This is a genomic window from Acinetobacter sp. A47, assembly GCF_000805455.1.
Classification (GTDB): Bacteria; Pseudomonadota; Gammaproteobacteria; order Pseudomonadales; family Moraxellaceae; genus Acinetobacter.
Map to the genome: position 1 here is coordinate 338,736 of NZ_JSUS01000064.1, position 25,715 is coordinate 364,450.

The window sequence follows — 25,715 nt, forward strand, 5'->3', positions numbered from 1 at the left end:
ACATTAACGGTTGAAGTTATTATGACGAGGGAACTCGTTATTATCTTCTTCGTAAGAATGTTGATAATCTTGATCAAGATGTTGCAGATGCTCATGCATGGCACGTTCATGTTGGATACGTTGGTAAATTTCCTCACGATGCACAGAAACTTCTTTTGGAGCATTTACACCAATACGCACCTGATTGCCTTTTACGCCAAGCACAGTAACACTGACTTGATCCCCAATCATTAATGTTTCTCCGACACGACGGGTCAGAATCAGCATGTTTATCTCCTTGCTAAACGCTTAAACTTGCGACAGGGAATTCATTGTTTGAAAGCACAGCCTAATATACAGAAAATTCTAACAGAATTATGTAAAAAACATTCTTTTTCGTAAGTCCTGTGAGAATCTTCTTAAAAACCTCAGGGCTAATATAACAGAGCCACTATAAAAAAAACTATAGTGGCTCTGTTTTTTTTCTTATTTACTCACAAGTAAATGTGTTTAAGCAGCTAATAATTAAGCACGCGCACTGCTTTCGCCGTGTTCACGGTCTAGGCCAAAAGCTGTATGTAAACAACGAACTGCCAGCTCAAGATAATTTTCTTCAATCAGGACAGAAACCTTAATTTCTGATGTAGAAATCATGAGAATATTAATGCTTTCTTCAGCCAGAGCAGTGAACATTTTGCTCGCTACGCCTGCATGAGAGCGCATACCGACGCCTACGATCGATACTTTTACGATGTCATCACGTGTTACAACTTCACAACCTTCAATGCTGCTTGCTGTCTGGTCGAGGATTGCTTTAGCCTTGGCCAGATCATTGCGATTGACGGTAAATGTAAAATCGGTAGTACCATCTTCCTCAACATTCTGGATAATCATATCCACTTCAATGTTGGCATCACTGATAGGTGACAAGATTTTAGATGCAATGCCTGGCTCGTCAGGAACACCCAAAATGGTTAATTTCGCTTCGTCACGGTTAAATGCAATACCTGCAATGATTGGTTGTTCCATATCGTCTTCTGCCTCAGTCGTAATTAGGGTGCCTACGTTTTGTTTGAAATCTTCATCAAATGCACCATCATCTTCATTATCAAAACTTGATAATACGCGTAATGGAACCTGATATTTGCCTGCGAATTCAACAGAGCGGATTTGTAACACTTTTGAACCTAAAGATGCCATTTCAAGCATTTCTTCAAAAGAGATACGGTCAACTTTTTTCGCTTTCGGTGCAACACGCGGGTCAGTAGTATACACACCGTCCACATCGGTATAAATCTGGCATTCATCTGCTTTTAATGCTGCTGCAAGGGCAACCCCGGAAGTGTCAGAACCACCACGGCCTAAGGTTGTGGTGTTGCCATGCGCATCGTAACCCTGGAAGCCAGCAACCACGATGACACGGCCTGCATCCAGATCGGCCGTCATCACATCAGTATCAATCGATTCAATGCGTGCTTTGGTAAACGCGCTATCGGTTTTGATCCCAACCTGACGACCTGTATATGATTTAGCTTCTACACCAATTGAATTGAGTGCCATAGCTAACATGGAAATCGTTACTTGTTCACCCGTTGACACCATTTGATCCAGTTCACGTGGGTCAGGGGTGCTGGTAATGGCTTTGGCAAGCGCAAGTAAGCGGTTGGTTTCACCACTCATTGCAGATACGACCACGACCACCTTGTGACCATGATCATGCCAGCGCTTGACACGACGAGCAACATTTAAAATGCGCTCAGGAGTACCCATTGAGGTTCCGCCATATTTTTGAACGATTAAAGCCATAGTTGTTCCATATAAGCCATGACCCTGAGAGGCATCAGGGTCAGTTACACAAAAGTGAAGTTCTGATTATTGATTCAGCCAGGCTGGCAAAGCCGCCATGACTTGATCAAACTTCTCGTTAAGTGGCGCGCCACCTTGTGCTAAGTCAGGTTTACCACCACCTTTACCACCCAGCTCTTGAGCCAGGTGTTTGATAATGTCACCTGCTTTTAGAGTTGCAGCATACTGTTTAGCAACTGAGGCGATTAAACTCACTTTATCGCCTTCAATACCAGCTAAAATAATGACTGCATCTTCCAATTTTGATTTTACGCTGTCATGCAGATTGCGTAATGATTTGGCATCTAAACCTTTTACCGATGTAATAAGTGTTTGACGACCGGCAATTTCTTGCACTTGACCTAATAGTTCTGCTGCCTGGAAGCTTGCCAGCTTCTGATTCAATTGCTCGATTTGCTTTTGCAGGCTAGACGCTGTTTCAACAATGCTTTCAACTTTCTCTACAGTCTGGTCTTTTTGGGCTTTCAGCAGTCCGTTAATCGTCTGGATATCGGTTTCTGCTTTTTGTACCACTTCGAGAGCCTTGGTGCCGGTCACTGCTTCAATACGGCGAACACCTGCGGCAACACCACCTTCAGAGGTAATTTTGAACAGGCCAATATCACCGGTACGTTTTACATGTATACCGCCACAGAGTTCGATCGAGAAGTTTTTCTCATCAATCACAGAGCCCATAGACAATACGCGAACTTCCTCGCCATATTTTTCACCGAACAGCATCATCGCACCTTTGGCTTTTGCGGTGTCGATATCCAGCAGTTCGGTACTCACGGCTGTATTGGCAATGATTTCAGCATTAACTAAGCGCTCGATCTGTTGCAACTGTTCAAATGAAACAGGCTGATCATTAGCAAAGTCAAAGCGTAAAACATCGCTTGCAACCAGAGAGCCTTTTTGCTGTACATGAGAACCAAGTATCTGGCGTAGAGCAGCATGCAAAAGGTGAGTTGCTGAGTGGTTACGCGCTGTTGCTGCACGAATGTCTGCCTTAACCGTCGCTTCGACTTGTTGAGCCGCTTTTAAGCTACCAACCGTTACGATCCCCTGGTGTACAAAAGCACCACCCGATTTTTTTGTATCCTGTACTTCAAAGATACCGGTATCGTTCTTGAAAATACCAGTGTCACCAATCTGGCCACCGCTTTCTGCATAGAACGGGGTCTGGTTCAGTACGATCAGGGCTTCATCGCCTTCATTGACTTCGTCAACTTGAACGCCATCTTTATAGATTGCAACAATCTGACCTTGGCCTTGAGTCGCGTCATAGCCATCAAACTGGGTTTCGCCTTCAACTTTTACAATGCTGTTGTAGTCAACTGCGAATTTGCCGGCATCACGTGCACGTTGACGTTGTGCTGCCATTTCCACTTCAAAACCAGCTTCGTCAATGGTCAGATCACGTTCACGAGCGATATCGGCAGTTAAATCTGTTGGGAAGCCATAGGTATCATACAGTTTAAATACGGTTTCACCTGGAATGACATTGCCTTTTAACTGAGCCAGCTCACCTTCAAGTAATTTCAGGCCTTGCTCAAGTGTTTTGGCAAATTGCTCTTCTTCTTTTACCAGCTGCGCTTCAATGCGTGCCTGCTGGGCTGCAAGTTCAGGATAGGCATCACCCATTACTTCAATCAGTGGTTGCAACATCTTGTAGAAGAATGTTCCCGTTGCACCCAACTTGTTGCCATGACGCACTGCACGACGAATGATACGGCGCAATACATAACCACGTCCTTCATTAGACGGGTTGACACCATCGGCGATCAGGAAGCAGCAAGAACGAGCATGGTCTGCAATGACTTTTAACGAAGCCGGATATTCAACCGGTTTATTCTGTGCTTTTGCTTCAGCTTCAATTGCTGATGTATCCAGACCAATGATGTTGGCTGCTGCTTTGAGCAAGTGCTGGAACAGGTCAATTTCATAGTTTGAATTAACATGTTGCAAGACCGCAGAAATACGCTCCAGGCCCATACCTGTATCGACAGACGGTGCTGGAAGAGGGTGCATTACGCCATCGGCAGTACGGTTGAACTGCATGAAAACGTTGTTCCAGATTTCGATGAAACGGTCGCCATCTTCTTCTGGTGAGCCCGGTAAGCCCCCCCAGATATGATCGCCATGATCATAGAAAATCTCAGAACATGGACCACATGGGCCTGTGTCGCCCATTGCCCAGAAGTTGTCTGATGCGTATTGGCCGCCTTTATTGTCACCAATACGGATAATACGGCTGGCATCCAGACCGATTTCTTTGTTCCAGATATCAAAGGCTTCATCATCAGTGTGATAAACCGTGACATATAAACGGTCTTTCGGTAAACCTAACCATTGTTCGCTGGTTAAAAATTCCCAGGCAAACTTGAGTGCATTCTGTTTGAAATAATCACCGAAAGAGAAGTTACCTAACATTTCAAAGAAGGTATGGTGACGTGCGGTGTAACCTACGTTGTCGAGGTCATTATGTTTACCGCCCGCACGGACACATTTTTGTGACGAAACTGCACGGACATAATCGCGCTTTTCCAGCCCAAGGAAGCAGTCTTTAAACTGGTTCATGCCGGCATTGGTAAATAGCAAGGTTGGGTCGTTGGCGGGAACGAGAGAACTCGACGCGACGCGTGTATGCCCTTGCGATTCGAAATAACGCAAAAATGCTTCACGGATTTCAGCTGATGTCATAAAGCGAGTACTCACAACCAAGACACTCCATAATTTTGAATTTGGCTATATGCAACAAGGCACGTTGTCTTTAACGTTCTACAATCGAACCCAGTGCGTGGCATAGATTTTAAAAGTGCTAAATTATAACGGAAAATGCCTGCCTCACCAACGATTTTGCATGCAATATCATATAAAACTGTGTTTAAGCTAAAAATCTATATTCAACAATGTACTTCATGTTTTACCATATAGCATAGATAAGATGATGTTTTGATGAATAAGGACGCTACATGCAACGTATCGCTATCAATGGATTTGGTCGAATTGGCCGGAATGTATTACGTGCATGGTTTGAAAGTCCGAAACAGTTTCAATTTGAAATTGTGGCCATTAATGATATAGCTGACGTACAAACGCTGGTTCATTTATTCAAGTATGATACCACGCATGGCCGTTTTGCCGGGCAAGTTAAAATTCTGATTGAAAATGAAAATATTTTTCTGGATATCCAGTCCAATCAACGCCAGTTAAAACTGCAGGTTTTTAAGCAGGGTAAACCCGAATTATTGCCTTGGGCCAGCTTGAATGTAGATGTAGTTCTTGAATGTACAGGGTTATTCCGCTCACGTGCCGATGCAACCCGTCATGTGGAAGCCGGGGCCAAACGTGTGATTATCGGCGCTGCGCCATTTGATTCGGTAGATGCTGCCATTGTATATGGTGTCAATCACAGCGAGGTCAAAGCAACGGATCAGATTATATCCAGTGTGTCGTGTACGACCCAGGCTTTGGTGCCGCTGGTCAAGATTATTGATGACGCTTTCGGGATTGATACGGCATTAATGACCGAAATACATGCGGTTACTGCTGACCAGTCGGTACTGGACCATGCCCATCGGGACTTACGCCGTGCCCGAGCATCTGGCCAGAATATTATTCCGACGACTTCGAGTGCCTTGGGTGCGTTAAAACAGGTCATGCCGAAAATGGAAAATCGTATTGATGGTTATTCCATTCGTGTTCCGACCATTAATGTCGCCGCCATTGATTTAACCTTTGTCTCGCATTCACCGATTACCGTGCATAAAGTCAATCAAGTCTTAACCAAGGCTGCACAATTCGATTATGCGCAGATTATGCAAGTGACGGATGAAGATCTGGTGTCGAGTGACTTTAATCATTCACCTTATTCTTTAATTGTCGATTTGACCCAAACTATGGTAGTGGGACATCAGGCAAAAGTTTTCGCGTGGTATGATAATGAATGGGGATATGCAAACCGCTTACTGGATTTGTGTGAATCATTTTGTGATTAATTTTTAAATAAATAGATAAAAGAATAATCTGGAGTAATGGATGACAATGATATTGATCTGGGGCTTTTTGCTTTTGTTGTTGATGGCAGTGGTATTTTTATTCTGGCTACAGTTCAAAAATGTAGACGTTCAATCACCGGATATCCAGATGGTGCAACTTGAGGAAAAAGTGCTGCATCTGGAGCTGCATCTCAAGAAAAGTCTGGAAATCATGCAGGATCTGGCGAAAAAAATGCATGTGCAGCAGGAAGTGCTGGACCGGACGGTGGCCAATATTGCTGCACTGGAAAAGCAGAATGTTGAACTGGTCAATGTGTTAGAAATGATGGTTAAAGGAAGCAACAAAAGCCTTTAGTCCGATTTTTATAATTGAATTGACTGATATGAATTTTTTGATAATAAATAATGTAAAGTGATGATATGGTAAAGAATTCTAAAAATAACAAGGTTGGTATTTTCGTAACTACTGTGCTGTTGTCAGCCTGTGGTGGTGGCTCTGGTCATAATGATGAAGCTAAAGTTGAAGAAAAACCTACTCAGGAAGATGTGCTTTACCAGGTTTATTATCAGGAGCCTAAACCCTATGACAATATTGTTGAGGACTATTTTGAGGTAACAAACTATTCTATTAAGAATAATCAGATTAATTTCAATAAGTCACATAACGAACCTTTAGACCAGAAGATATTGACTGAAACAAAAGTGATAGAAAAAGGTACGCCACAATCCAATGTAATAAGAAGGATATCTTCTACGCAATGGTTGTATGAGCGCACGCCTGAACTCAAGCAAAATTTAAACTTTGAATGGATAAAATTAGAAGGTGAAAACATCTTTGATCGGGTCATGCCGGGTTATCGGGAACATTTTGATTTAACAGCCAGCCCGGATCGGCTGGATCAGAATTTAATTAAATTTTACCAAAGCTATAAAAACGCTGTATTCCCTAAAGGGAGCTATTGCTATCGTTTAAAAGAGACTCAGTGGAATCAGGCCCATGTTGAATCTGATCTGTCTTTTAGTGCTTTTCCATCATTTGGTGAGCAGAAGCAATACATTGCAGATCGATATAATCATTTGGCGGAAGATAAGAAATATTACAGACTTTTAGATGCTGAATGGCATGGCTATAAGCTGATTGCATTAGAAAATCTAGAGACGGCTGAAACAGACAGTAGATTGGGAAATAGTGAAAATCAAAGTACCAATAGCCAGTTTGTTTCTGGTCATGTATGGGATGCAGACAAGCATTTGGCCTATGAAAAAAGTCATCCTTATCGAGGTGGAGATTCCCCGATAGATGTATGGCTGAGACAAAGACAAGGTTTAAATATTGCCAAGCTGGAGAAAGGCTGTTTTGCATTCAACACTCAGGCTGTCAATGCAATCAAAACACTGAACCTGATCAACTGGAAGCAAGGCGATAGTTCAGATGTTGGACAGTTCTTGGGGTTAAAAACAACGACGAGTATTTCAAATGTAATCACTCAATCTGTTGAATCTAATCATTAATTTTATATTCGAGTTGAGATGGCCGGATTATAAAACTATAAAGATTTATGCAAATTCGAAGGTGCATCACATAAATCTTCGTGCTACACTACGCTGAATCGGGCATTCACCCGATTTTTTTATGTGGTTGCTTTTTGTGTGGATGCCTCCACATTGAACAGATTTTAGGTTTGGAACATGACCATTTCAGAGACATGGTTGCTCCCTGACGGGGTAGCAGATGTATTGCCCGAACAAGCGCAAGTTGTTGAAACATTGCGTCGAGAAGCACTCGATTTCCTCGCAGCTCGAGGTTATCAGCTGGTTTATACGCCATTTATTGAATACATCGAATCGTTGTCTTTACTTTCAGAATCTAATCAGGATTTAGACCTTGTTACCTTCAAAGTAATTGACCAGCTGTCTGGCCGTTTACTCGGCGTTCGGGCGGATATGACCCCGCAAGTTGCCCGTATTGATGCCCATGTCCGTCCGGTTGAAGGCGTGGCGCGTTATTGCTATGCAGGTTCAGTCTTGCATACCAAACCACAGAATTTTAATGCAACCCGCGCACCTTTACAGTTGGGGGCCGAGTTGTATGGTCATGACAGCATTGAAGCCGATGTTGAGATGGTCAATGTCATGCTGGCTTTAATCGAGCATACGCATACGCTTGAAGGTGCCCATTTAGATCTGGGGCATGTTGGCCTGTTCCGTAGTCTGGTGAAGCGTGCCGGACTCAACAAGAATACTGAAAGCGAACTTTCGGATTTATATCAGCGTAAGGCATTACCTGAGCTGGAAGAGTTTACCCAGAATTTGGCAATGGGTGCGGACTTTTATGCCTTGGGTCGCTATGCAAGTGATCTGGATGCATTACAAGATCATTTAAGTCAGGAAATCTTAAATGATGTTGATTTCAAAATTGCTTTTGATGCTTTGAAAACAACTTTAGCGCAAATCCAGTCAAGCTGGCCAAATCTGAACATCGGTGTGGACGTGGTTGAGCTACGCAGTTACCACTACCACACTGGCCTGATGTATGCCATTTATGCACCGAACCGCGCTGCGCCACTGGCTCAGGGTGGCCGTTACGACGGGATTGGCGAACATTTTGGCCGTTCACGTCCAGCGACAGGATTCAGTTGTGACTTATATGCTTTAGGTGCCACACAGTTTGTAGAGATTGAAACTGTTGTCGCTCCAAAAGGCAATCAGCAGGATTTAGTAAAGGCAATTGCAGAAGCGCGTGCCAAAGGTTTACGCGTGGTGCAGTTGTTAGGTAATGATGATTTAAGCTCGGTACCTTATGCGACCCATCAGATGGTGTCACAAAATGGTCAATGGGTGATTGAACAGATTTAATTGCCAGGTGATTTAACATCTGGTTTCCAATTTTAACAGCATGATGTAATGAGGCTATTATGGGCAAAAATGTTGTGGTACTTGGTACCCAATGGGGCGACGAAGGAAAAGGTAAAATCGTCGACCTGCTCACAGATCAAGCGGCTGCGGTAGTACGCTATCAAGGCGGACACAACGCCGGTCATACTCTTGTGGTAGGTGGTAAGAAGACTGTATTGCACCTCATTCCATCAGGTATTTTACGTGAAAACGTATTATGCTTAATCGGGAATGGTGTGGTTCTTTCTCCTGAAGCATTAATTAAAGAAATGGCAATTTTGGAACAAGAAGGCGTGCCTGTTAAGGAACGTTTACGTATTTCTCCAAACTGTCCATTGATTTTGCCAAACCACATTGCGCTTGATCAGGCACGTGAGAAAAAGCGTGGTAACGCGAAAATCGGAACCACAGGTCGTGGTATTGGCCCAGCTTATGAAGATAAAGTTGCACGTCGTGCTGTACGCGTTGCTGACTTGATCCGTGGCGGCGCATTGCTTGAAGAAAAACTCAAGGAAATGCTTGAGCTTCATAACTTCCAGCTTTCTCAATTCTATGGCGTTGAAGAAGTCAAGTTTGAAGATGTATTGGCGCTTTGCAACCAATGGCGTGAAGTGCTTGCTCCATTAGTGATTGACGTGACCAAAGTGTTGCATGATTACCGTAAAGAAGGTAAGGCAATCATGTTTGAAGGCGCACAAGGTTCATTGCTTGACATCGATCATGGTACATACCCATTTGTGACCAGTTCAAATACCACTGCTGGCGGCGTAAGCTCTGGTTCAGGTATGGGACCACTGCATTTGGATTATGTACTGGGTATTACCAAAGCTTATACAACACGTGTTGGTGCTGGCCCATTCCCGACAGAATTGCACTATGACGCTGCAACCGATACGGGTGATGCGATTGGTCGTCACTTGGGTACTGTCGGTCATGAATTTGGTGCGTCAACTGGCCGTCAACGTCGTTGTGGCTGGTTTGATGCTGAAATCCTGCGCCGTTCGGTTGAAGTAAACTCTTTGTCTGGTATTTGCTTGACTAAACTTGATGTACTGGATGGTTTGGAAGAAGTAAAAATCTGCGTAGGTTATGAAGATGTCGATTCTGGCTGTGCCGGTTCTTCTGATGCGATTTCATTTGAAAGCTTGAAACCGATTTATGAAACCATGCCGGGCTGGAGCGAATCGACTGTAGGTCTTACCCAAATCGACCAGCTTCCTGCAAATGCATTGGCTTATGTGCGCCGTATTGAAACGTTGATTGGTTGCCCGATTGATATCGTTTCAACAGGTCCTGACCGTGCAGAAACAATTATTTTACGTCATCCATTTTCAGCATAAGCTGATGGTGTGAATCAGGCTCCCTTCGGGGAGCTTTTTTATTGGCCTGATTTATATATTCAAAACGCCTAGCAAAAAATCAGCTTTTTATTGCAATCTTTGTTATTTCACAGCTTTAATAATTCTGGTTATATTAGCTCTACGTTCAAACAAAGAGGGTTTTAAGCATGACTAAAAAGAGAATCCGTTACAATGGCTATGAATTGGCGTGCCGATGTTGATCATATCGAAGCGCAAAAAGGTACAAACCAATTTTGATCAAGGCGGGGAGAGAGGTTGGTTTGAACATTTAAAACAATAACAATAAAACTGAGTGTTCAATAATAAAAATGATAAAAGTCGAAGAGAACCGAAAGGTTCTCTTTTTTTATGGCGCATGCTCTTCAATTTCTTTTACTGCATTGTAAACAGCAGCAGGTTCGATATTCAGAATTTTTTTACCAAAACTTCTGAGCCACCAGACCAGTTGTGAAGTAAACGGGACGGTTGCAGAGACTTCTACAATATTTTCTTCTAGGCTTTGAATGGTTTGATCTTTGCTAAGCTGACTTTCATAGAAGCTTTTCGCGGTACTCTCGCTCATGGTGAGTTTTAGCTGAATCTGTTCGGTTGGCTTGTTATAGTCCACACGAAAACCGAGTGCTCCTGATTCTATATAGTCATCGATATCAAAATTCACCGGATGCAAGGCGCGGTTGTCCAGCACGGTTGCGGACTTAAAACGGTGTAAGGCGAAGGTCTGGACTTCGGTTTTATCGTTACGGGTACAGATCAGATAAATTACAGCCCCTTTTTGTACCAGTGCCAGAGGATTTAAAATGTAGGTCTTGTCTTCGCCCTGGTGGGTTCGGGCACGGTAAATACATTCAATCTGCTTATCTTGCAGCAGGCCTTCATAAATCGCCTGCTGGGCATGTTTATCTACGACTGGCGGGATTAAAGGCTGGGTTGCCGGTACAATCCGAACCCGGTTAATCCATTGTCTGACGTTATTCTGGGTAGAAAGGCTACGCTTGGCGAGGTCAAACCATGGCATCATTTCTTCTAGCAAGCTTGGTGGCAGCAGGTGACGTAAATGTTCTTCCACCATCATAAATGTTACTGCTTGCGAGCTGGTCATGTGGGGCAAGCTTTGAATCGGGGCATCAGAGCGCCAGCGCCAGCCCTGAGGGACGGTTTTATTGCTTTCAATAGGGAAGCGCTGCGCAATCTGGTTTAAATCGCGCTGAATGGTTCTTAAGCTAATATCGATACCTTCGCGTTCTAGTATTTCTTGTAATTCCCGGGTACCCATCCATTTTCCGGTCGAAAGGCGGGATAAAATTTGCCACTGGCGATAAAGGCTATTCGAAGTTTCTTTTTCTTGTACGGATGACATAAGCGTAATACGTAATTCAATGGTCTAAAGCACACACAATAAAAAAACTATACTTATTTAGCAAGTCCATCCGGTCAGGATTACGTATTTACGACTGAAATGGATACGCTTTTGCTTAAATATTTTAAATATGAAGAAGAAATAATCATTTCATGGTGTCTATGATTCAACCTTGTGCGTGTTCAATGTAGAGGTAAAAAGATGACCTATTGTTGTGCTTTAAGACTGGAACAGGGGCTGGTGCTGATTAGTGATACGCGTACCAATGCCGGGGTCGACCATATTTCTGTATTCAGGAAGCTGCATACCTTTGGTATAGAAGGGGAGCGCTTTGTCGCCTTGCAGACCTCCGGGAATCTGGCGACGACCCAGGCGGTAATCGGGCATTTAAAAAATGCGCTGGTTTTACGGCAGGAACCGAATCTGAATACCGTCAATACCATGTTTGAGGTTGCTGAACTGATTGGCAAGACACTGCGTAAGGTACTGGCCGATATTAGCTCAGATCCGCATGAGCAGATGAATTATTCTTGCAGCATTCTGGTGGCAGGACAAATCAGGGGCGATAAAATGCAGTTATATAATGTTTATCCGCAGGGTAATTTTATCTGTGCGACCACCGATACTCCTTACTTCCAGATCGGGGAAAGTAAATATGGCAAACCGATTCTGGATCGGGCCTTGTATTATAAGATGCCCTTGGACGATGCCTTGAGATGTGCGCTCATTTCATTTGATTCTACCTTGCGCTCCAATGTTTCGGTGGGTCTGCCGCTAGATGCACTGGTGTATCATAAAGACAGTTTTAAAATCCCTACAGGAAAGCGGATTAGTGAAAATGATCCATATTTTACCCAGATCAGTAAGCAATGGTCAGAAACCTTGCGGCGGGGATTGCAAGAGTTGCCAAAACCGACCGCAGATTATGATCTGTAAATAAAAAATCCAGACATTAGCCTGAATTTTTTATATCTTTTATATCATCTTACGAAGTGGCCGCTTGCTTAAGCGACATAACAATTCATAGCCAATGGTGCCGTTTGCAGTGGCAACATCATCGACCAGACGTCGCTGGCCCCATAGCTCAACCTGGGTACCAAGTTCCGCTGTGACATTGGTGACATCAATTGCCATCATGTCCATGCTGACCCGTCCAACCACAGGCACCAGTTGCTGACCAATGGCCACAAAATTTTGCCGGGTATAGGCCCGTGGATAGCCGTCACCATAGCCGATTGAAACAATCGCAATGGTGGAAGGGCAGGTTGCCGCATAGCTTGAACCATAACCCACACACTCGCCTGAGTGGATCTGGTTTAATGCGATGATTTCTGCGGTAAAGGTCATCACCGGTTTCAGGTCGAGATCGTGCACATTTTTATCGGCGAATGGAGATGCACCATAAAGCATGATACCTGGCCGTACAAAATCAAACTGCAGTTCAGGATATTTGTAGATTGCCGCAGAGTTGCAGCATGAGGCCAGAATCGGCGCGCAAGCCTGCTTGACCTGTAAAAATTGTTCGATCTGCTGGTCATTGAGTGGATGGTCGACATCGGCATTGGCAAAATGCATGGTCAGGACACAGGTAAAACCTTCGGTTTTTAAACGCTGAATGACTTCAATAATTTCAGCAAGTTTAAAGCCTAATCGGTTCATGCCACTGTTGAGCTTGACCCAGACTTTTAAACCCAATGCATTATAGGCCGCTTTGTGCCGGATCAGCCATTCAACCTGTTGAGTGTGATGAACAATACATTCCAGTTTTTGTTCAAGCACATGGGACATTTCATCTTCAGAAAAAACACCTTCAATCAGTGTAATCGGCTGGTTATATCCAAGTCGCCTGATTTCCAGGGCTTCTTCCAGACAGGCGACCCCAAAGGCATCGGTGGCATCCAAGGCGGCTAAACATGCTTCGACTCCGTGGCCATAAGCATTGGATTTGACCATACTTACAATTTTTGAGTTTGGAGCAAGTTGTTTAACACGGTTAAAATTATATTGTAGCGCTTGGCTATCAATATAAACTGTTGCTTGGCGCACCCTGGTTTCTCCTTTGGGATGACTTTGAAACTGAATAAAGCAATTTTAAATGGACTGGAAGTTATTCCTCATCATCATATTGAGCATAGAACTCAGGTGAGAGGTTACTAAAACGGGTATATTGACCTTCAAAGGCCAGACGCACGGTTCCAATCGGACCGTTACGCTGTTTACCGATAATGATTTCGGCGGTACCGGCTTCTTTCGATTCCTTGTTATAGACTTCGTCACGATAAATAAACATGATCAAGTCGGCATCCTGCTCAATCGCTCCCGATTCACGCAAGTCCGACATAACCGGGCGTTTATTTGGCCGGTTTTCCAGACTTCGGTTCAGCTGCGACAGTGCAATCACTGGACAGTGCATTTCTTTGGCCAAGGCTTTTAAGCTTCGGGAAATTTCCGAAATCTCGCCTACACGGTTATCACCCATGCCGGGAACTTTCATTAACTGCAAATAGTCGACCATGATACAGCCGATCTTGCCATCATGCATTTTGGCAATACGACGCGCCCGTGCCCGGACTTCCGTTGGTGGCAGTGCAGAAGAATCGTCGATATACAGGTGCATTTCCTGCAATTGCAGAATTGTACCTGTAACTTTGGTCCATTCATCTGCATCCAGATTACCGGAACGCAGATGACCCTGATGCACTTTCCCCATTGCAGAAATCAAACGCATGGCAATCGAGTCTGCAGGCATCTCCATGGAGAAGACCAGTGCTGGTAAGCGGTTATATTGTAAGACGCTTTCTACCAGGTTCATCGCAAATGTGGTTTTACCCATCGATGGTCGGGCTGCCACAATAATCAAATCGCCGGGTTGCATCCCGGATGTTTTGTTATCTAGCTCCAGGAATCCTGTGGTAAGACCGGTGATGTTGCCGTCTAATTTGGACAGTTCGTCGAGTTTGGAAATAACGTCAGCTGTCACAGAACTGATTGATTTTGGCCCCGCATCTTTCTTATTGTTATTGTGTTGTTCGGCAAGGGAGAAAATACTGGTTTCTGCCAGATCCAGAATTTCACTGACAGGGCGACCTTTAGTGTCATAAGCATTTTGTAAAATATCGCTACTGACCTTGATCATGCTGCGCAGGGTCGAAAATTCTTTAATTTTATTGGCGTAAATTTCCAGGTTATAAAAGCTTGATGGTGAATCGGCCATCAATTGCATCAGATATTCTTCACCACCAATGGCATCAAGCAAGTTCTGCTTCAAAAGCCAGTCACTGACCAAAACGGCATCATAAGGAGAGTTTTCTTGTGCCAGTTTTTCAATGGCACGATAAATATACTTGTGACGTGTTGCATAAAAATCATTTTCTTTGAGCAAGTCACTGACTTGCTCGAATGATTCTGCAACTGTCATTAAAGCGGCCAGAACTGCCTGCTCAATCGCAAGATTATGGGGTGGGGTACGGAATTCTTTTAGTTGACCTGAGTCACTCACTTTACTCTCTGTGGCTGGAGAATTTTTTGTAAAATTGGCATTCGCCTGTGACATAACAAGACCTAATAAAAAAGATAAAACACGACCAGGTGACTATCTTAATCCAAATGGAGCTGATCTGGACAATTTAATTCAGGGAAAATTGTGTAAGTGATGCAATAGCATAATAGATAGTCAGTTCTGCTCTTGCATTCAAGATGGCTGCTTTGGGAAGGTGTCTAATTTAAGGTTTTGCAAACCAGTCCTGTACAAATTTCCCGTTTTTTAACCGGTAGGCCGACAGGCCATAACGCAGGTCATTTTTATGGGCATCCTTAACCAGACCTGTGTCTTTGCCTAAAGAATACAAGAAGGCATCAAGCAAGAGCAGGGTAGCATCAATGAACCACCACAAGCCTAAACCGCCAAAGGTAATTAATTTTAAAATACCGCTGGTCTTTTTGCCGAGGTAAAAACGGTCAATACCAAAGAAGCCTAAAAACAGCGCCAGTACTAAAGCAATAATACGATTCTTCTTGTGCATATTTATGGTCCTATAGAGATCAATAATGATCAAAAATTTAAAAATGAATTGGAATGAGATGTCTTTTTATATTATTTAGACATAAAAAAAGAGCATGTAAAAACATGCCCTTTTTCTTTGCAGAAATTACTCAGATACGATAGTAACGAGAACTTCAGCAACAACATCATGATGCAATTGGATTGCGATGTTGAATTCACCAGTGTGACGAAGCGCACCGTTTGGTAAACGAACTTCTGCACGGTCAACAGCAAGACCAGCATTCGTTAAAGCATCAGCGATGTCACGAGTACCGATTGAACCGAACAGTTTACCTTCATCACCAGCTTTCGCAGTGATCACGATGTTTACTTCGTTCAATTGTTCAGCACGTGCAGTTGCAGCTGCCAATACTTCAGCTTCTTGTTTTTCAAGTTCAGCGCGACGAGCTTCAAAAGCAGCAGTGTTTGCTTCAGTTGCAGCTACAGCTTTACCTTGAGGGATCAAGAAGTTACGACCGTAACCAGCTTTAACTGATACTTTGTCGCCTAATTTACCAAGGTTCTTAATGCGTTGTAATAAGATAACGTCCACAGCTCACCTCACTTACTTATGGTTGTCAGTGTACGGAATCAAAGACAAGTAGCGAGCTTGTTTAATAGCTAACGCTAATTGACGTTGATAACGAGCTTTAGTACCTGTAATACGGCTAGGAACAATCTTGCCGTTTTCAGTGATGTACTGTTTTAAAGTGTCGATATCTTTGTAGTCGATGTACGCAACATTCTCAGCTGTAAAGCGGCAGAACTTGCGACGACGGTAAAAACGTGCCATTGATGTTCTCCTTATTCAGCTTCTTGAACTGCTTGTTGTGCTTCTTCACGTTGAGCTTTACGCGCACGTTTTTCTTCAGCACTCTTAGCAAGTAAAGATTCTTCAGTAATTGCGTTTTCACGACGGATGATGATGTTACGAATGATTGCGTCGTTATAACGGAACAATTCTTCTAATTCATCAAGAGTCGCTTGACCACATTCAACATTCATAAGAATGTAGTGTGCTTTGTGAATTTTGTTAATTGGGTAAGCCAATTGGCGACGGCCCCAATCTTCTAGACGGTGAATTTGACCATCAGCTTCTTTGATCTGAGAGATATAGCGTTCAACCATACCTACAACTTGATCGCTTTGGTCTGGATGTACCAATAGTACGATTTCGTAGTGACGCATTGTCAGCTCCTTACGGTTTAGGCAGCCCCTAATCATAAAAATTAGAAGCAAGGAGTCATAACTCAACAGTTATGTCGCAAATTGCGAAGCGGCGATTATATGCAAATTGGAGGGATAAAGCAAATGTGTGCCGAATTTCGGCGATTTATTTTTTGTGCGGCAAATGTGAGTAGCAAACTGCGTGTTGTTAAATGATCACGTAGAAAAAAGAGGACAGTGATTTGATCGGGCGATTTCATTTGGCAATAAAGAAGAAATTATTTATTGCGCGAAATGAATATGCTAGGGGGAGAATAAAAAGATAGAGCATTCTCTATCTTTTTAAAAAATAGGGAAGAGTGGTGCAGGGCTTTTAAAGGTAAAGCTAAAGCTTAAACTGATGACAGTAACTAAAATTACTGAAAAAAGGAAAAAGCGTTTTGCCCAGAGCTGATCATTCTCAGCTTTAAAGCCTAAAAGACCAATGTAGAACCAGTAGATACACAGTGCATTACAGATCACCAGAAAGATGGTATTGGTGTAACCATAAACATACAGTGCATTCATCGCTATGGTAAAGAGAACGACATAAATCAGTGATTCGATTTTGGTTCTCAAAATTGAGCGTGCTACAGGTAAAATTGGAACGCCCGCATTTTTGTAATCGTCAAAACGATAAATTGCAATTGCCCATGAGTGTGGCATCTGCCATAAGGCATATGCAACAAAAATCAATAGGGCTGCCATATCGAATTGATGACTTACAGCCGTATAACCAATAACAGGAGGACTCGCTCCGGAAATGCTACCGATGACGGTCTGATGGATTGTGGTGCGTTTGGTCCACAAGCTATAAAAACCGACATAGACCACAAAACCAATGACAGCGAATAAAAATGCATAGGCATTCACATAAAACCAGAGAATGCTAAAACCAATAACACCCAGGATCAGTGCATAGCACATTGCGACAGCAGGGGAAATGGTTTTGGTCACAAGCGCACGGTTCATGGTGCGTTGCATTTTTTGATCGATGTCCTGATCAATTACATTATTCACCACACATCCGGAAGCAACCACAAACGTTGTTCCTAGCAGGGTGAGTAATAATAACAGGAGGTCTATAGAGCCTTGGGCGGCTAAGAAGAAGCCGCCCAAGGTGGTAATAAAATTACCGAAGAGAATTCCTGGTTTAGTCAGGAATAAGTACTTTTTCCACATGACAATCAGTTTAGATCATCATGTTGTAGTGTAGGTAATTCATAATCCACACAGAGCCGACTAACAGTACAGCGATACATAAGATTGTGTAGATAAATGCAATAAGGTTCCAACGTTGTTCAGATGATGTATTCATGTGCAAGAAGTACACAAGCTGTACAAGTACCTGAGCAACCGCAGTAATTGCAATTACAGTAACCAGAACACCACGACTGAAACCGCCAGCCATCACCATCCCGAACGGGATGATGGTCAGGATAACAGATAGAATAAATCCAACAGTGTATTGTTTAAAGTTACCGTGTGACGCACCTGCAGCATTATGGTCATGACTACTCATTAGAGAACTCCCAGTAAGTAAACGACGCTGAATACACAGATCCAAACGATGTCAAGGAAGTGCCAGAACAAGCTTAAGCAAGCAAGACGACGTGTATTCGGTAAGGTCAAACCATTCTTTTTGATTTGATACATCAATACCAGCATCCAGACTAAACCAGAAGTTACGTGGATACCGTGTGTACCTACCAGGGTAAAGAATGATGATAGGAATGCACTGTGAGTAGGACCATGGCCTTCGTGTACAAGGTGACGGAACTCATAGATTTCCATACCAATGAACGATGCACCAAAAAGGAATGTAATGAATAACCAGGTGATCACCTGACCTACATTCTTTTTATAAGATGCCAGTACAGCAAAACCGAAAGTTACCGATGAGATCAAGAGGGCAAATGTTTCAGTTAATACAAAGCCTAATGAATCATGGAACAGGTCGTATGCACTTGGGGTTCCTGGTGGAATATGACTGCTTAATACAGCGAACGCGATGAAGAGTGATCCGAAAAGAATCAAGTCACTCATCAAGTATGTCCAGAAACCAAAGACCGTTAAATCGGTATCATCATGTTCATGATGACCGTCGTGGCCGTGGTGGTCGTGATGAAGTACTTCAGCCATTTCCTTAGTCCTTCTTCAAGTGTTTTTCAAGTAACGCGTAGCGTTCGTTTTCAATACGCTCAACTTCAGCAGCAGGAACGTAGTAATCAACATTCTTGGTGAATGAGCTTACGATCAAGCTAACGACAGCTGCAACGAATGAAACAACAACAAGCCACCAAATATGCCAGATAAGAGCAAAGCCAAGTAATGTAATGAACATTGCAATGACAAAACCAGCAGCACGATCAGTCGGCATGTGGATGTCTTCATATTTAGTGTTACGTGCGTATGCTACACCATTTTCTTTGTCAGTCCAGAAACGGTCGATACCGCTTGCATCTGGTTCATGCGCAAAGTTATAGAATGGAGCAGGGGAAGAAGTCGCCCATTCAAGCGTACGACCATCCCATGGATCGCCTGTGTGGTCCATGTTGTCTTTGCGCTGTAAGAAACCAACGATGATTTGCATCAAGAAACATGCAATACCGATCGCAACAAGAACAGCACCGAACAATGCGATAGCCAGATACGGATCCCATTCTGGGTTGTCATATGTATTCAAGCGACGAGTCATACCCATGAAACCAAGGATATAAAGTGGCATGAATGCAAAATAGAAACCGAAGAACCAGAACCAGAATGCAGCTTTACCCCATGCTTCATTGAGCTTCCAACCAAACATTTTTGGCCAGTAGAAGATGATGCCGGCAAACATACCGAACACCACACCACCGATAATCACGTTATGGAAGTGAGCGATCAAGAATAATGAGTTGTGTACAAGGAAGTCCGCAGGCGGAACAGCCATAAGTACACCAGTTAAACCACCAATACCGAATGTTACAAGGAAGCCAAGCGTCCATAACATTGGAGTAGTAAAGGTGATGCGACCTTTATACATGGTGAATAACCAAGAGAAGATTTTCACACCAGTCGGAATCGCAATAACCATGGTCATGATACCGAAGAACGCATTCACGTTCGCACCAGCACCCATGGTGAAGAAGTGGTGAAGCCATACAACAAACGCAAGTACAGTAATCGCAATTGTTGCATACACCATAGACTTGTAACCGAACAACGCTTTACGAGAGAAGGTTGCAACGATTTCCGAGTATAGACCAAATGCAGGTAATACCAGGATGTATACTTCAGGGTGGCCCCATGTCCAGATCAGGTTCACATACAGCATTGGGCTACCGCCAAGCTCGTTTGTGAAGAAGTGGAAACCAAAGTAACGGTCAAGCGTCAGCATTGCAAGTGTACCTGTTAATACAGGGAAAGATGCAATGATCAGTACTGCCGTACAAAGTGAAGTCCAGGTAAAGATCGGCATGTCCATCAGTTTCATGCCAGGTGCACGCATCTTGATGATGGTAACGAAGAAGTTAACACCAGATAAAAGCGTACCCAGACCAGAAACCTGCAGAGCCCAGATATAGTAATCAACACCAACACCAGGAGAATACTGAATGCCAGACAGTGGAGGGTAAGCCATCCAACCTGTTGCAGCAAATTCACCTAATACGAGTGAAAGCATCATCAAACCAGCAGCGCCGGCAAATAGCCAGAAGCTTAAAGAGTTCAATAATGGGAAAGCAACGTCACGTGCACCAATCTGTAAAGGTACAGAGATGTTCATCATACCGACAACGAGACCCATTGCCACGAAGAAGATCATGATGACACCGTGTGCGGTGAAGATCTGGTCGTAGTGGTCTGGATGTAGATAACCTTCACCGCCGCCTTTAGCGAGGAAAAGTTGTAAACGCATCATGATCGCATCGGCGAAACCACGCAAAAGCATGACGACAGATACGATGATATACATGATACCGATCTTTTTATGGTCTACTGTTGTAAACCATTCATTCCACAAGTATCCCCATTTTTTGAAATAGGTGATACCGCCAAGCACAGCAATTGCACCAAGTGCCATAAAGACCATGGTGACAAGTACGATTGGCTCTGTCGGGATTGAGTCCCAACCCAGTTTACCAAAAATCATATCCATGTCTTATTCCCCTTGAGCAGCGTGTTCAGCTGCAGCATGAGTTTCTGCTGTTGCATGCGCAGCAGAGTGGTCAGCACCGTGATAGTTACTCATATAGTGGTTGATAATTGTTTCAAACAATTTTGGTTCAACTGATGAGTAATAAGTCACAGGGTGTGGCTTAGTCGGGAACGGTTTCATCGCTTCAGCTTTAGCAAGCGCTTCTTCATCACCCGCAGCTTTAGCACGATTGACTAAATGCTCGATCTGATGCTTAGAACGATCACCATCTTTAAGCGTTGCTAGCTCTGCCTGGTCAAGCGTACCTTTTTGAATTGCTTCAGGGTTAATGCTTGTACCGTTACCAGCTTTAACTGCTTCTACCCATTGCGCAAATTCTGGTTCAGTTACACTGTGTGCCTTAAAGCGCATTTGTGAGAAACCGTAACCTGAATAGTTTGCCGAGAAACCACGGAATACACCCGGTTCATCTGCCAATAGGTGGAGGTGAGTCTGCATACCCGCCATCGCATAGATCTGGCCGCCTAACTGTGGGATGAAGAACGAGTTCATCGTAAAGTTAGAGGTAATCCTAAAGCTGATAGGCGTTTGTTCTGGGAAGCGTACTTCGTTTACCGTTGCGATGTTTTGCTCAGGATAGATAAAAATCCACTTGAACTGTTCAGCGACAGCTTGAATAGTCAACGGTGCTTTATCTGATTCTAACGGACGGTAAGGGTCGTACTTGTGGGAACCCCACCAAGTTAACCAAGCTAAAATACCAATAATAATGACAGGAACACCCCAAACAACGATCTCAATTGTCGTAGAGTGTGCCCAAGTAGGTTTATAGTCTGCATCTTTATTCGATGCGCGATATTGCCAACCAAACCATAATGCCATAATAATTGATGGAATCACCACCAATAGCATTAAGTAGATCGCAGTCATCATCAAGTTACTTTGACCTTGACCAACTGGACCTTTGTTGTTTAGAAGTACCATATCACCACCGCACCCAGTTAAGAGTGCAGCCATCGTTGATAAAGACAATACAGCTAAAATCGTTTGTCTCATTTTACAACCTCGGTGAAGAGTCCCATTCCCTAATTAAATTATGGGATAGCGATTAAAGTGTCGCGTGATTGATAAGAAATTGTTTAAAAAATGCTTAGCAATCACGCGACACCGCTACGTTGTTGGGCATTATGCCTCATATTGAAGAACTAAGCTACTGATAAAGTGGCCTGAAATGCTTGTTTTAAAACCCGATTTATCTTGTAGGGATTGTACTTGAGTTAAGTTCTTTTTCTATAGATATCAACTTAATATAAAAGAAAAGAGGATTAAATCCTCTTTTCTTTATTGATTTGTGATTACTGTTTAATTACCTTGGTTTTTGCTAGTTTATCGTGCAATGCCTGACGATTTTTACCCAAAGCGAATAAAGATTCGATAACCGAGATCAGGGGAACGATCATCAAATTTAAAATAATAAAAACAATACTTCTGAGCCAGAATGCACGGATTGAACTGACAGCCGTATATGTTTCAGCATCCACAATTTTAATTTTTGTTAATTTTTTTCCGATGCTCTGGCCAGATTTGCCAATGAAAAAAGCTTGTACCATCAGCATCGCAATGATGTAGATACACATTGCCATCCAGGCCTGAGTTGGAATGATGCTAACAATTTCTGCCTGTACCTTTTGGGCCAGGGCAATATCAGCAGAACGGTCAGACATTAAATGCAGCAATTGTTCATTGAGCTGGGTAAATTTCTGAGCCTGTTCCGGGCTGAAAAAAGCTGTCAGTATGAATGTAGCAGGAATCCATAATATGACATCAATCAGTTTGGCAAGGAAACGTGAGTGCAGAGGAGCGGACTCTGGTGTCGCTTTGTGTTCAACCTTGATTTTAAAAGAGCTGGTTGTTTCCGGTTGGGCCGGTGTACTAAAAGGTGAATAACCTACAGGTTCGTATACAAGTTTACCTTGAGTAAGTTCACCAAGTGTTTTCCATTCAGTCATACCTTCGTGCCAAGCCAGATCAGTCAATAGTACCTGTTGACTGGCAAGCATCTGGTTCACTTGTTCTAAACTATAGGGACCAGCTTGTTGATTGTTACGAGCCAAGTAAATTTGCATAATTTAAAAATCTCAATTACAAGGGTGTGTAGACATTTCAGACATGTCTTGTGTTATAGGCTAAAACAACCCAGACAAGGCATGAAACGTAGACAATGGCAGGCCGCTTGTCAAGTTTCATAACGAAGCTGGATACAGTTTTGGCCATCATCTGAGTCATCACAAAACATCGCTCTGATTGCAAAAAGCCCAGACCAAAAATGGCACATGCTACAATTATCTCTAAAATGCCCACATCCCTATGATGAAAAAAGACCCTGCAAAAGAGGGCCTTTTTCTAAAAAAGACTAGGCTTTCTTGATTTGTTCTTCAGCAAGGAAGAACCAGGTATCAAGAACAGAGTCAGGGTTCAGTGACACAGATTCAATCCCTTGCTCCATGAGCCATTTGGCAAGATCAGGATGATCTGAAGGGCCCTGGCCACAAATCCCTACATATTTACCAGCTTTACGGCATGCATGAATCGCCATGGAAAGAAGGGCTTTTACTGCCGCATCACGCTCATCAAATAGGTGGGAAACGATACCTGAGTCACGGTCAAGACCAAGCGTTAACTGGGTCAGGTCATTTGAGCCGATAGAGAAGCCATCAAAGTGTTCGAGGAACTGTTCAGCCAGTAATGCATTGGTTGGAAGTTCACACATCATGATGACCTTGAGGCCGTTTTCACCACGCTTCAAGCCGTTTTGAGCAAGCAGTTCAATTACACGTTTTGCTTCAGAAACTGTACGTACGAATGGAATCATGATCTGGATATTGGTAAGACCCATTTCATCACGTACTTTTTTCAATGCACGGCATTCAAGTTCAAAACAGTCACGGAAGTTGTCTGAAACATAACGGCTCGCACCACGGAAGCCCAGCATCGGGTTTTCTTCTTCTGGTTCGTACAGTTTACCGCCGATCAGGTTGGCATATTCATTTGACTTGAAGTCAGACATACGAACGATTACAGGCTTGTCTGCAAATGCTGCTGCAAGTGTCGAAATCCCTTCAACCAGCTTCTCGACATAAAACTCGATTGGAGAAGAGTAGCCCGCAGTACGCGCCATTACTGCTGCACGGGTTTCACGTGGCAGGCTGTCAATGTTCAATAAGGCTTTCGGGTGCACACCGATCATACGGTTAATGATGAACTCGAGACGTGCAAGGCCAATCCCTTCATTCGGGATCTGGGCAAAGTCAAATGCACGGTCAGGGTTACCGACATTCATCATGATCTTGAACGGTAATTGTGGCATTGAGTGGATGGAGTTGCGCTGTACCTCAAAGTCCAGGGCACCTTCATAAATGAAGCCTGTATCACCTTCTGCACATGAAACGGTAACTTCCTGACCGTCACTCAGTACTTCTGTTGCATTGCCACAACCGACAATGGCAGGGACACCCAGTTCACGCGCAATAATGGCAGCGTGGCAGGTACGGCCACCACGGTTTGTCACAATGGCTGCGGCACGTTTCATCACTGGTTCCCAATCCGGATCAGTCATGTCAGATACCAGTACGTCACCGTCCTGTACCTTGTCCATTTCCTTGATAGAAGTCACAACACGGACTTTACCTGAACCGATACGCTGACCGATTGAACGGCCTTCACAAATTACGGTACCGCGCTGTTTTAACAGGTAACGTTCCATTGTGCCCACATTCTGGCGGCTTTTGACTGTTTCTGGACGTGCCTGAACGATATAGATCTGGCCATCATCACCGTCTTTTGCCCATTCGATATCCATTGGAGAGCCGTAATGCTTCTCAATGATTAATGCCTGTTTTGCAAGCTCATGCAGTTCATGATCATTTAAGGCAAACTGTTGACGTTCCTGTTTTTCGACATCGACGATCACGACAGATTTGCCTGCTGCGCCTTCTTCACCATAAATCATCTTCTGGTGCTTAGAACCCAGGTTGCGGCGTAGAACAGAATGTTTGCCCGCATTTAAGAGTGGTTTGGATAAATAGAATTCGTCAGGGTTCACTGCGCCCTGTACCACCATCTCGCCGAGGCCATAAGATGCAGTAATGAATACTACATCACGGAAACCTGATTCTGTATCAAGGGTAAACATCACGCCGGCAGCGCCTGTTTCAGAGCGAACCATACGTTGCACGCCAGCAGAAAGGGCAACAACACTGTGTTCAAAACCTTGGTGGACACGGTAAGCAATGGCGCGGTCATTATAAAGAGAGGCAAATACTTCCTTGATCGCGATAAGAATGTTATCAATACCACGAATATTCAAGAAGGTTTCTTGTTGCCCTGCAAATGAAGCGTCTGGTAAGTCTTCAGCAGTTGCAGAAGAACGTACAGCAACGGCAATGTCTGGGTTACCGTTGGAAAGTGCTGCAAAGGCATCACGAATTTCTTGTTCTAATGTAGCAGTAAGCGGAGTATCAACAATCCATTTACGGATTTTCGCACCAGTTTCAGCCAGTGCATTTACATCATCGACGTTGAGTTGGCTAAGTTCAGCCTGAATACGAGCATTTAAGCCGCTTTGATCCAAGAACTCACGATAGGCAGCAGCAGTTGTTGCAAAACCACCCGGTACCGATACACCAGCATTGGATAAATGGCTGATCATTTCACCCAGAGATGAGTTTTTCCCACCTACGAGTTCGACATCGTGTTTTCCTAATTTTTCCAGACCGATTACGCGCGCTTCCAAAGTATTTACTCCACTTTTTTTGCAGTATGAATGACCATCATTGGTATGAAATTATACAAAAGTGCCTAGATTTAGTATTTTACTAAGCGACAGTCATGT

At 43.6% G+C, this 25,715-nt stretch carries 23 protein-coding genes; 6 read left to right on the forward strand and 17 right to left on the reverse strand.

Going from position 1 to position 25,715, the window contains the following annotated elements; genetic code table 11:
- Positions 1 to 3: 3 nt before the first annotated feature.
- The 3 genes from csrA to alaS all read right to left on the reverse strand — a co-directional run bounded on the left by csrA (position 4) and on the right by alaS (position 4,542).
- A complete protein-coding gene (gene csrA, locus OC23_RS13750) occupies positions 4 to 267 on the reverse strand; it encodes a carbon storage regulator CsrA (RefSeq protein WP_004771563.1) in 264 nt (87 codons plus the stop codon).
- A 237-nt stretch (positions 268 to 504) separates the two neighbouring features.
- Entirely contained in the window at positions 505 to 1,785 is a 1,281-nt protein-coding gene (locus tag OC23_RS13755) for an aspartate kinase (RefSeq protein WP_038345450.1), read from the reverse strand.
- A 66-nt stretch (positions 1,786 to 1,851) separates the two neighbouring features.
- Positions 1,852 to 4,542: an alanine--tRNA ligase gene (alaS, locus tag OC23_RS13760; RefSeq protein ID WP_171194795.1), complete on the reverse strand. Its 2,691-nt coding sequence runs from the start codon at positions 4,540 to 4,542 to the stop codon at positions 1,852 to 1,854.
- 257 nt (positions 4,543 to 4,799) lie between these two features.
- Between alaS and OC23_RS13765 the strand changes: the two genes are divergently transcribed.
- The 5 genes from OC23_RS13765 to OC23_RS13785 all read left to right on the forward strand — a co-directional run bounded on the left by OC23_RS13765 (position 4,800) and on the right by OC23_RS13785 (position 10,060).
- A complete protein-coding gene (locus OC23_RS13765) occupies positions 4,800 to 5,825 on the forward strand; it encodes a type I glyceraldehyde-3-phosphate dehydrogenase (protein WP_038345452.1) in 1,026 nt (341 codons plus the stop codon).
- A 40-nt stretch (positions 5,826 to 5,865) separates the two neighbouring features.
- Positions 5,866 to 6,180, forward strand: a complete 315-nt coding sequence (locus OC23_RS13770; RefSeq protein WP_038345454.1) for a hypothetical protein — start codon at positions 5,866 to 5,868, stop codon at positions 6,178 to 6,180.
- A 65-nt stretch (positions 6,181 to 6,245) separates the two neighbouring features.
- Entirely contained in the window at positions 6,246 to 7,337 is a 1,092-nt protein-coding gene (locus tag OC23_RS13775; protein WP_038345455.1) for a hypothetical protein, read from the forward strand.
- A 177-nt stretch (positions 7,338 to 7,514) separates the two neighbouring features.
- Positions 7,515 to 8,681 (forward strand): ATP phosphoribosyltransferase regulatory subunit, encoded by a 1,167-nt coding sequence (locus OC23_RS13780; protein ID WP_038345457.1) that lies wholly within the window; start codon positions 7,515 to 7,517, stop codon positions 8,679 to 8,681.
- Between the two features lie 59 nt (positions 8,682 to 8,740).
- Positions 8,741 to 10,060: an adenylosuccinate synthase gene (locus OC23_RS13785; protein ID WP_038345458.1), complete on the forward strand. Its 1,320-nt coding sequence runs from the start codon at positions 8,741 to 8,743 to the stop codon at positions 10,058 to 10,060.
- Between the two features lie 367 nt (positions 10,061 to 10,427).
- Here OC23_RS13785 and OC23_RS19370 read toward each other — a convergent pair whose 3' ends face one another.
- Positions 10,428 to 11,438, reverse strand: a complete 1,011-nt coding sequence (locus OC23_RS19370) for a helix-turn-helix transcriptional regulator (protein ID WP_038345459.1) — start codon at positions 11,436 to 11,438, stop codon at positions 10,428 to 10,430.
- Positions 11,439 to 11,639: 201 nt separating this feature from the next.
- Here OC23_RS19370 and OC23_RS13795 point away from each other — a divergent pair, with 201 nt between their 5' ends.
- Positions 11,640 to 12,374 (forward strand): proteasome-type protease, encoded by a 735-nt coding sequence (locus OC23_RS13795; protein WP_038345460.1) that lies wholly within the window; start codon positions 11,640 to 11,642, stop codon positions 12,372 to 12,374.
- A 39-nt stretch (positions 12,375 to 12,413) separates the two neighbouring features.
- Here OC23_RS13795 and alr read toward each other — a convergent pair whose 3' ends face one another.
- From alr to ppsA, 13 genes are all read right to left on the reverse strand, one after another.
- Positions 12,414 to 13,484: an alanine racemase gene (gene alr, locus OC23_RS13800; protein ID WP_038345461.1), complete on the reverse strand. Its 1,071-nt coding sequence runs from the start codon at positions 13,482 to 13,484 to the stop codon at positions 12,414 to 12,416.
- Positions 13,485 to 13,545: 61 nt separating this feature from the next.
- Positions 13,546 to 14,991 (reverse strand): replicative DNA helicase, encoded by a 1,446-nt coding sequence (gene dnaB / locus OC23_RS13805; protein ID WP_038345462.1) that lies wholly within the window; start codon positions 14,989 to 14,991, stop codon positions 13,546 to 13,548.
- A 169-nt stretch (positions 14,992 to 15,160) separates the two neighbouring features.
- A complete protein-coding gene (locus OC23_RS13810; protein ID WP_038345463.1) occupies positions 15,161 to 15,460 on the reverse strand; it encodes a TM2 domain-containing protein in 300 nt (99 codons plus the stop codon).
- 126 nt (positions 15,461 to 15,586) lie between these two features.
- A complete protein-coding gene (rplI, locus tag OC23_RS13815; RefSeq protein ID WP_038345465.1) occupies positions 15,587 to 16,033 on the reverse strand; it encodes a 50S ribosomal protein L9 in 447 nt (148 codons plus the stop codon).
- Positions 16,034 to 16,045: 12 nt separating this feature from the next.
- Complete coding sequence (rpsR, locus tag OC23_RS13820) at positions 16,046 to 16,273, reverse strand: 30S ribosomal protein S18 (RefSeq protein ID WP_000090661.1); 228 nt, start codon at positions 16,271 to 16,273, stop codon at positions 16,046 to 16,048.
- A gap of 11 nt (positions 16,274 to 16,284) precedes the next feature.
- A complete protein-coding gene (gene rpsF, locus OC23_RS13825; RefSeq protein WP_038345466.1) occupies positions 16,285 to 16,668 on the reverse strand; it encodes a 30S ribosomal protein S6 in 384 nt (127 codons plus the stop codon).
- Between the two features lie 321 nt (positions 16,669 to 16,989).
- Complete coding sequence (gene cyoE, locus OC23_RS13830; RefSeq protein ID WP_038345468.1) at positions 16,990 to 17,868, reverse strand: heme o synthase; 879 nt, start codon at positions 17,866 to 17,868, stop codon at positions 16,990 to 16,992.
- A 10-nt stretch (positions 17,869 to 17,878) separates the two neighbouring features.
- A complete protein-coding gene (locus tag OC23_RS13835) occupies positions 17,879 to 18,208 on the reverse strand; it encodes a cytochrome o ubiquinol oxidase subunit IV (RefSeq protein ID WP_004654404.1) in 330 nt (109 codons plus the stop codon).
- Positions 18,208 to 18,828 (reverse strand): cytochrome o ubiquinol oxidase subunit III, encoded by a 621-nt coding sequence (gene cyoC / locus OC23_RS13840; protein ID WP_038345469.1) that lies wholly within the window; start codon positions 18,826 to 18,828, stop codon positions 18,208 to 18,210. Before cyoC ends, OC23_RS13835 begins: the two co-directional genes overlap by 1 nt.
- 4 nt (positions 18,829 to 18,832) lie before the next feature.
- Positions 18,833 to 20,824, reverse strand: coding sequence for a cytochrome o ubiquinol oxidase subunit I (cyoB, locus tag OC23_RS13845; protein WP_038345470.1), 1,992 nt, complete (start codon positions 20,822 to 20,824; stop codon positions 18,833 to 18,835).
- A 3-nt stretch (positions 20,825 to 20,827) separates the two neighbouring features.
- The gene (gene cyoA / locus OC23_RS13850) at positions 20,828 to 21,880 is read right to left on the reverse strand and encodes a ubiquinol oxidase subunit II (RefSeq protein ID WP_038345471.1); all 1,053 of its coding nucleotides are present in this window, start codon (positions 21,878 to 21,880) and stop codon (positions 20,828 to 20,830) included.
- Between the two features lie 299 nt (positions 21,881 to 22,179).
- Complete coding sequence (locus OC23_RS13855; protein ID WP_038345472.1) at positions 22,180 to 22,950, reverse strand: RDD family protein; 771 nt, start codon at positions 22,948 to 22,950, stop codon at positions 22,180 to 22,182.
- Between the two features lie 287 nt (positions 22,951 to 23,237).
- A complete protein-coding gene (gene ppsA, locus OC23_RS13860; RefSeq protein ID WP_038345473.1) occupies positions 23,238 to 25,616 on the reverse strand; it encodes a phosphoenolpyruvate synthase in 2,379 nt (792 codons plus the stop codon).
- Positions 25,617 to 25,715: the final 99 nt, after the last annotated feature.

Excerpts from the sequence above, each read along its gene's own strand:
- csrA (WP_004771563.1), bottom strand. The coding sequence starts at position 267 with ATGCTGATTCTGACCCGTCGTGTCGGAGAAACATTAATGATTGGGGAT.
- OC23_RS13755 (WP_038345450.1), bottom strand. The coding sequence starts at position 1,785 with ATGGCTTTAATCGTTCAAAAATATGGCGGAACCTCAATGGGTACTCCT.
- OC23_RS13765 (WP_038345452.1), top strand. The coding sequence starts at position 4,800 with ATGCAACGTATCGCTATCAATGGATTTGGTCGAATTGGCCGGAATGTA.
- OC23_RS13770 (WP_038345454.1), top strand. The coding sequence starts at position 5,866 with ATGACAATGATATTGATCTGGGGCTTTTTGCTTTTGTTGTTGATGGCA.
- OC23_RS13775 (WP_038345455.1), top strand. The coding sequence starts at position 6,246 with ATGGTAAAGAATTCTAAAAATAACAAGGTTGGTATTTTCGTAACTACT.
- OC23_RS13780 (WP_038345457.1), top strand. The coding sequence starts at position 7,515 with ATGACCATTTCAGAGACATGGTTGCTCCCTGACGGGGTAGCAGATGTA.
- OC23_RS13785 (WP_038345458.1), top strand. The coding sequence starts at position 8,741 with ATGGGCAAAAATGTTGTGGTACTTGGTACCCAATGGGGCGACGAAGGA.
- OC23_RS19370 (WP_038345459.1), bottom strand. The coding sequence starts at position 11,438 with ATGTCATCCGTACAAGAAAAAGAAACTTCGAATAGCCTTTATCGCCAG.
- OC23_RS13795 (WP_038345460.1), top strand. The coding sequence starts at position 11,640 with ATGACCTATTGTTGTGCTTTAAGACTGGAACAGGGGCTGGTGCTGATT.
- dnaB (WP_038345462.1), bottom strand. The coding sequence starts at position 14,991 with ATGTCACAGGCGAATGCCAATTTTACAAAAAATTCTCCAGCCACAGAG.
- OC23_RS13810 (WP_038345463.1), bottom strand. The coding sequence starts at position 15,460 with ATGCACAAGAAGAATCGTATTATTGCTTTAGTACTGGCGCTGTTTTTA.
- rpsR (WP_000090661.1), bottom strand. The coding sequence starts at position 16,273 with ATGGCACGTTTTTACCGTCGTCGCAAGTTCTGCCGCTTTACAGCTGAG.
- rpsF (WP_038345466.1), bottom strand. The coding sequence starts at position 16,668 with ATGCGTCACTACGAAATCGTACTATTGGTACATCCAGACCAAAGCGAT.
- cyoE (WP_038345468.1), bottom strand. The coding sequence starts at position 17,868 with ATGTGGAAAAAGTACTTATTCCTGACTAAACCAGGAATTCTCTTCGGT.
- OC23_RS13835 (WP_004654404.1), bottom strand. The coding sequence starts at position 18,208 with ATGAGTAGTCATGACCATAATGCTGCAGGTGCGTCACACGGTAACTTT.
- cyoC (WP_038345469.1), bottom strand. The coding sequence starts at position 18,828 with ATGGCTGAAGTACTTCATCACGACCACCACGGCCACGACGGTCATCAT.
- cyoB (WP_038345470.1), bottom strand. The coding sequence starts at position 20,824 with ATGGATATGATTTTTGGTAAACTGGGTTGGGACTCAATCCCGACAGAG.
- cyoA (WP_038345471.1), bottom strand. The coding sequence starts at position 21,880 with ATGAGACAAACGATTTTAGCTGTATTGTCTTTATCAACGATGGCTGCA.
- OC23_RS13855 (WP_038345472.1), bottom strand. The coding sequence starts at position 22,950 with ATGCAAATTTACTTGGCTCGTAACAATCAACAAGCTGGTCCCTATAGT.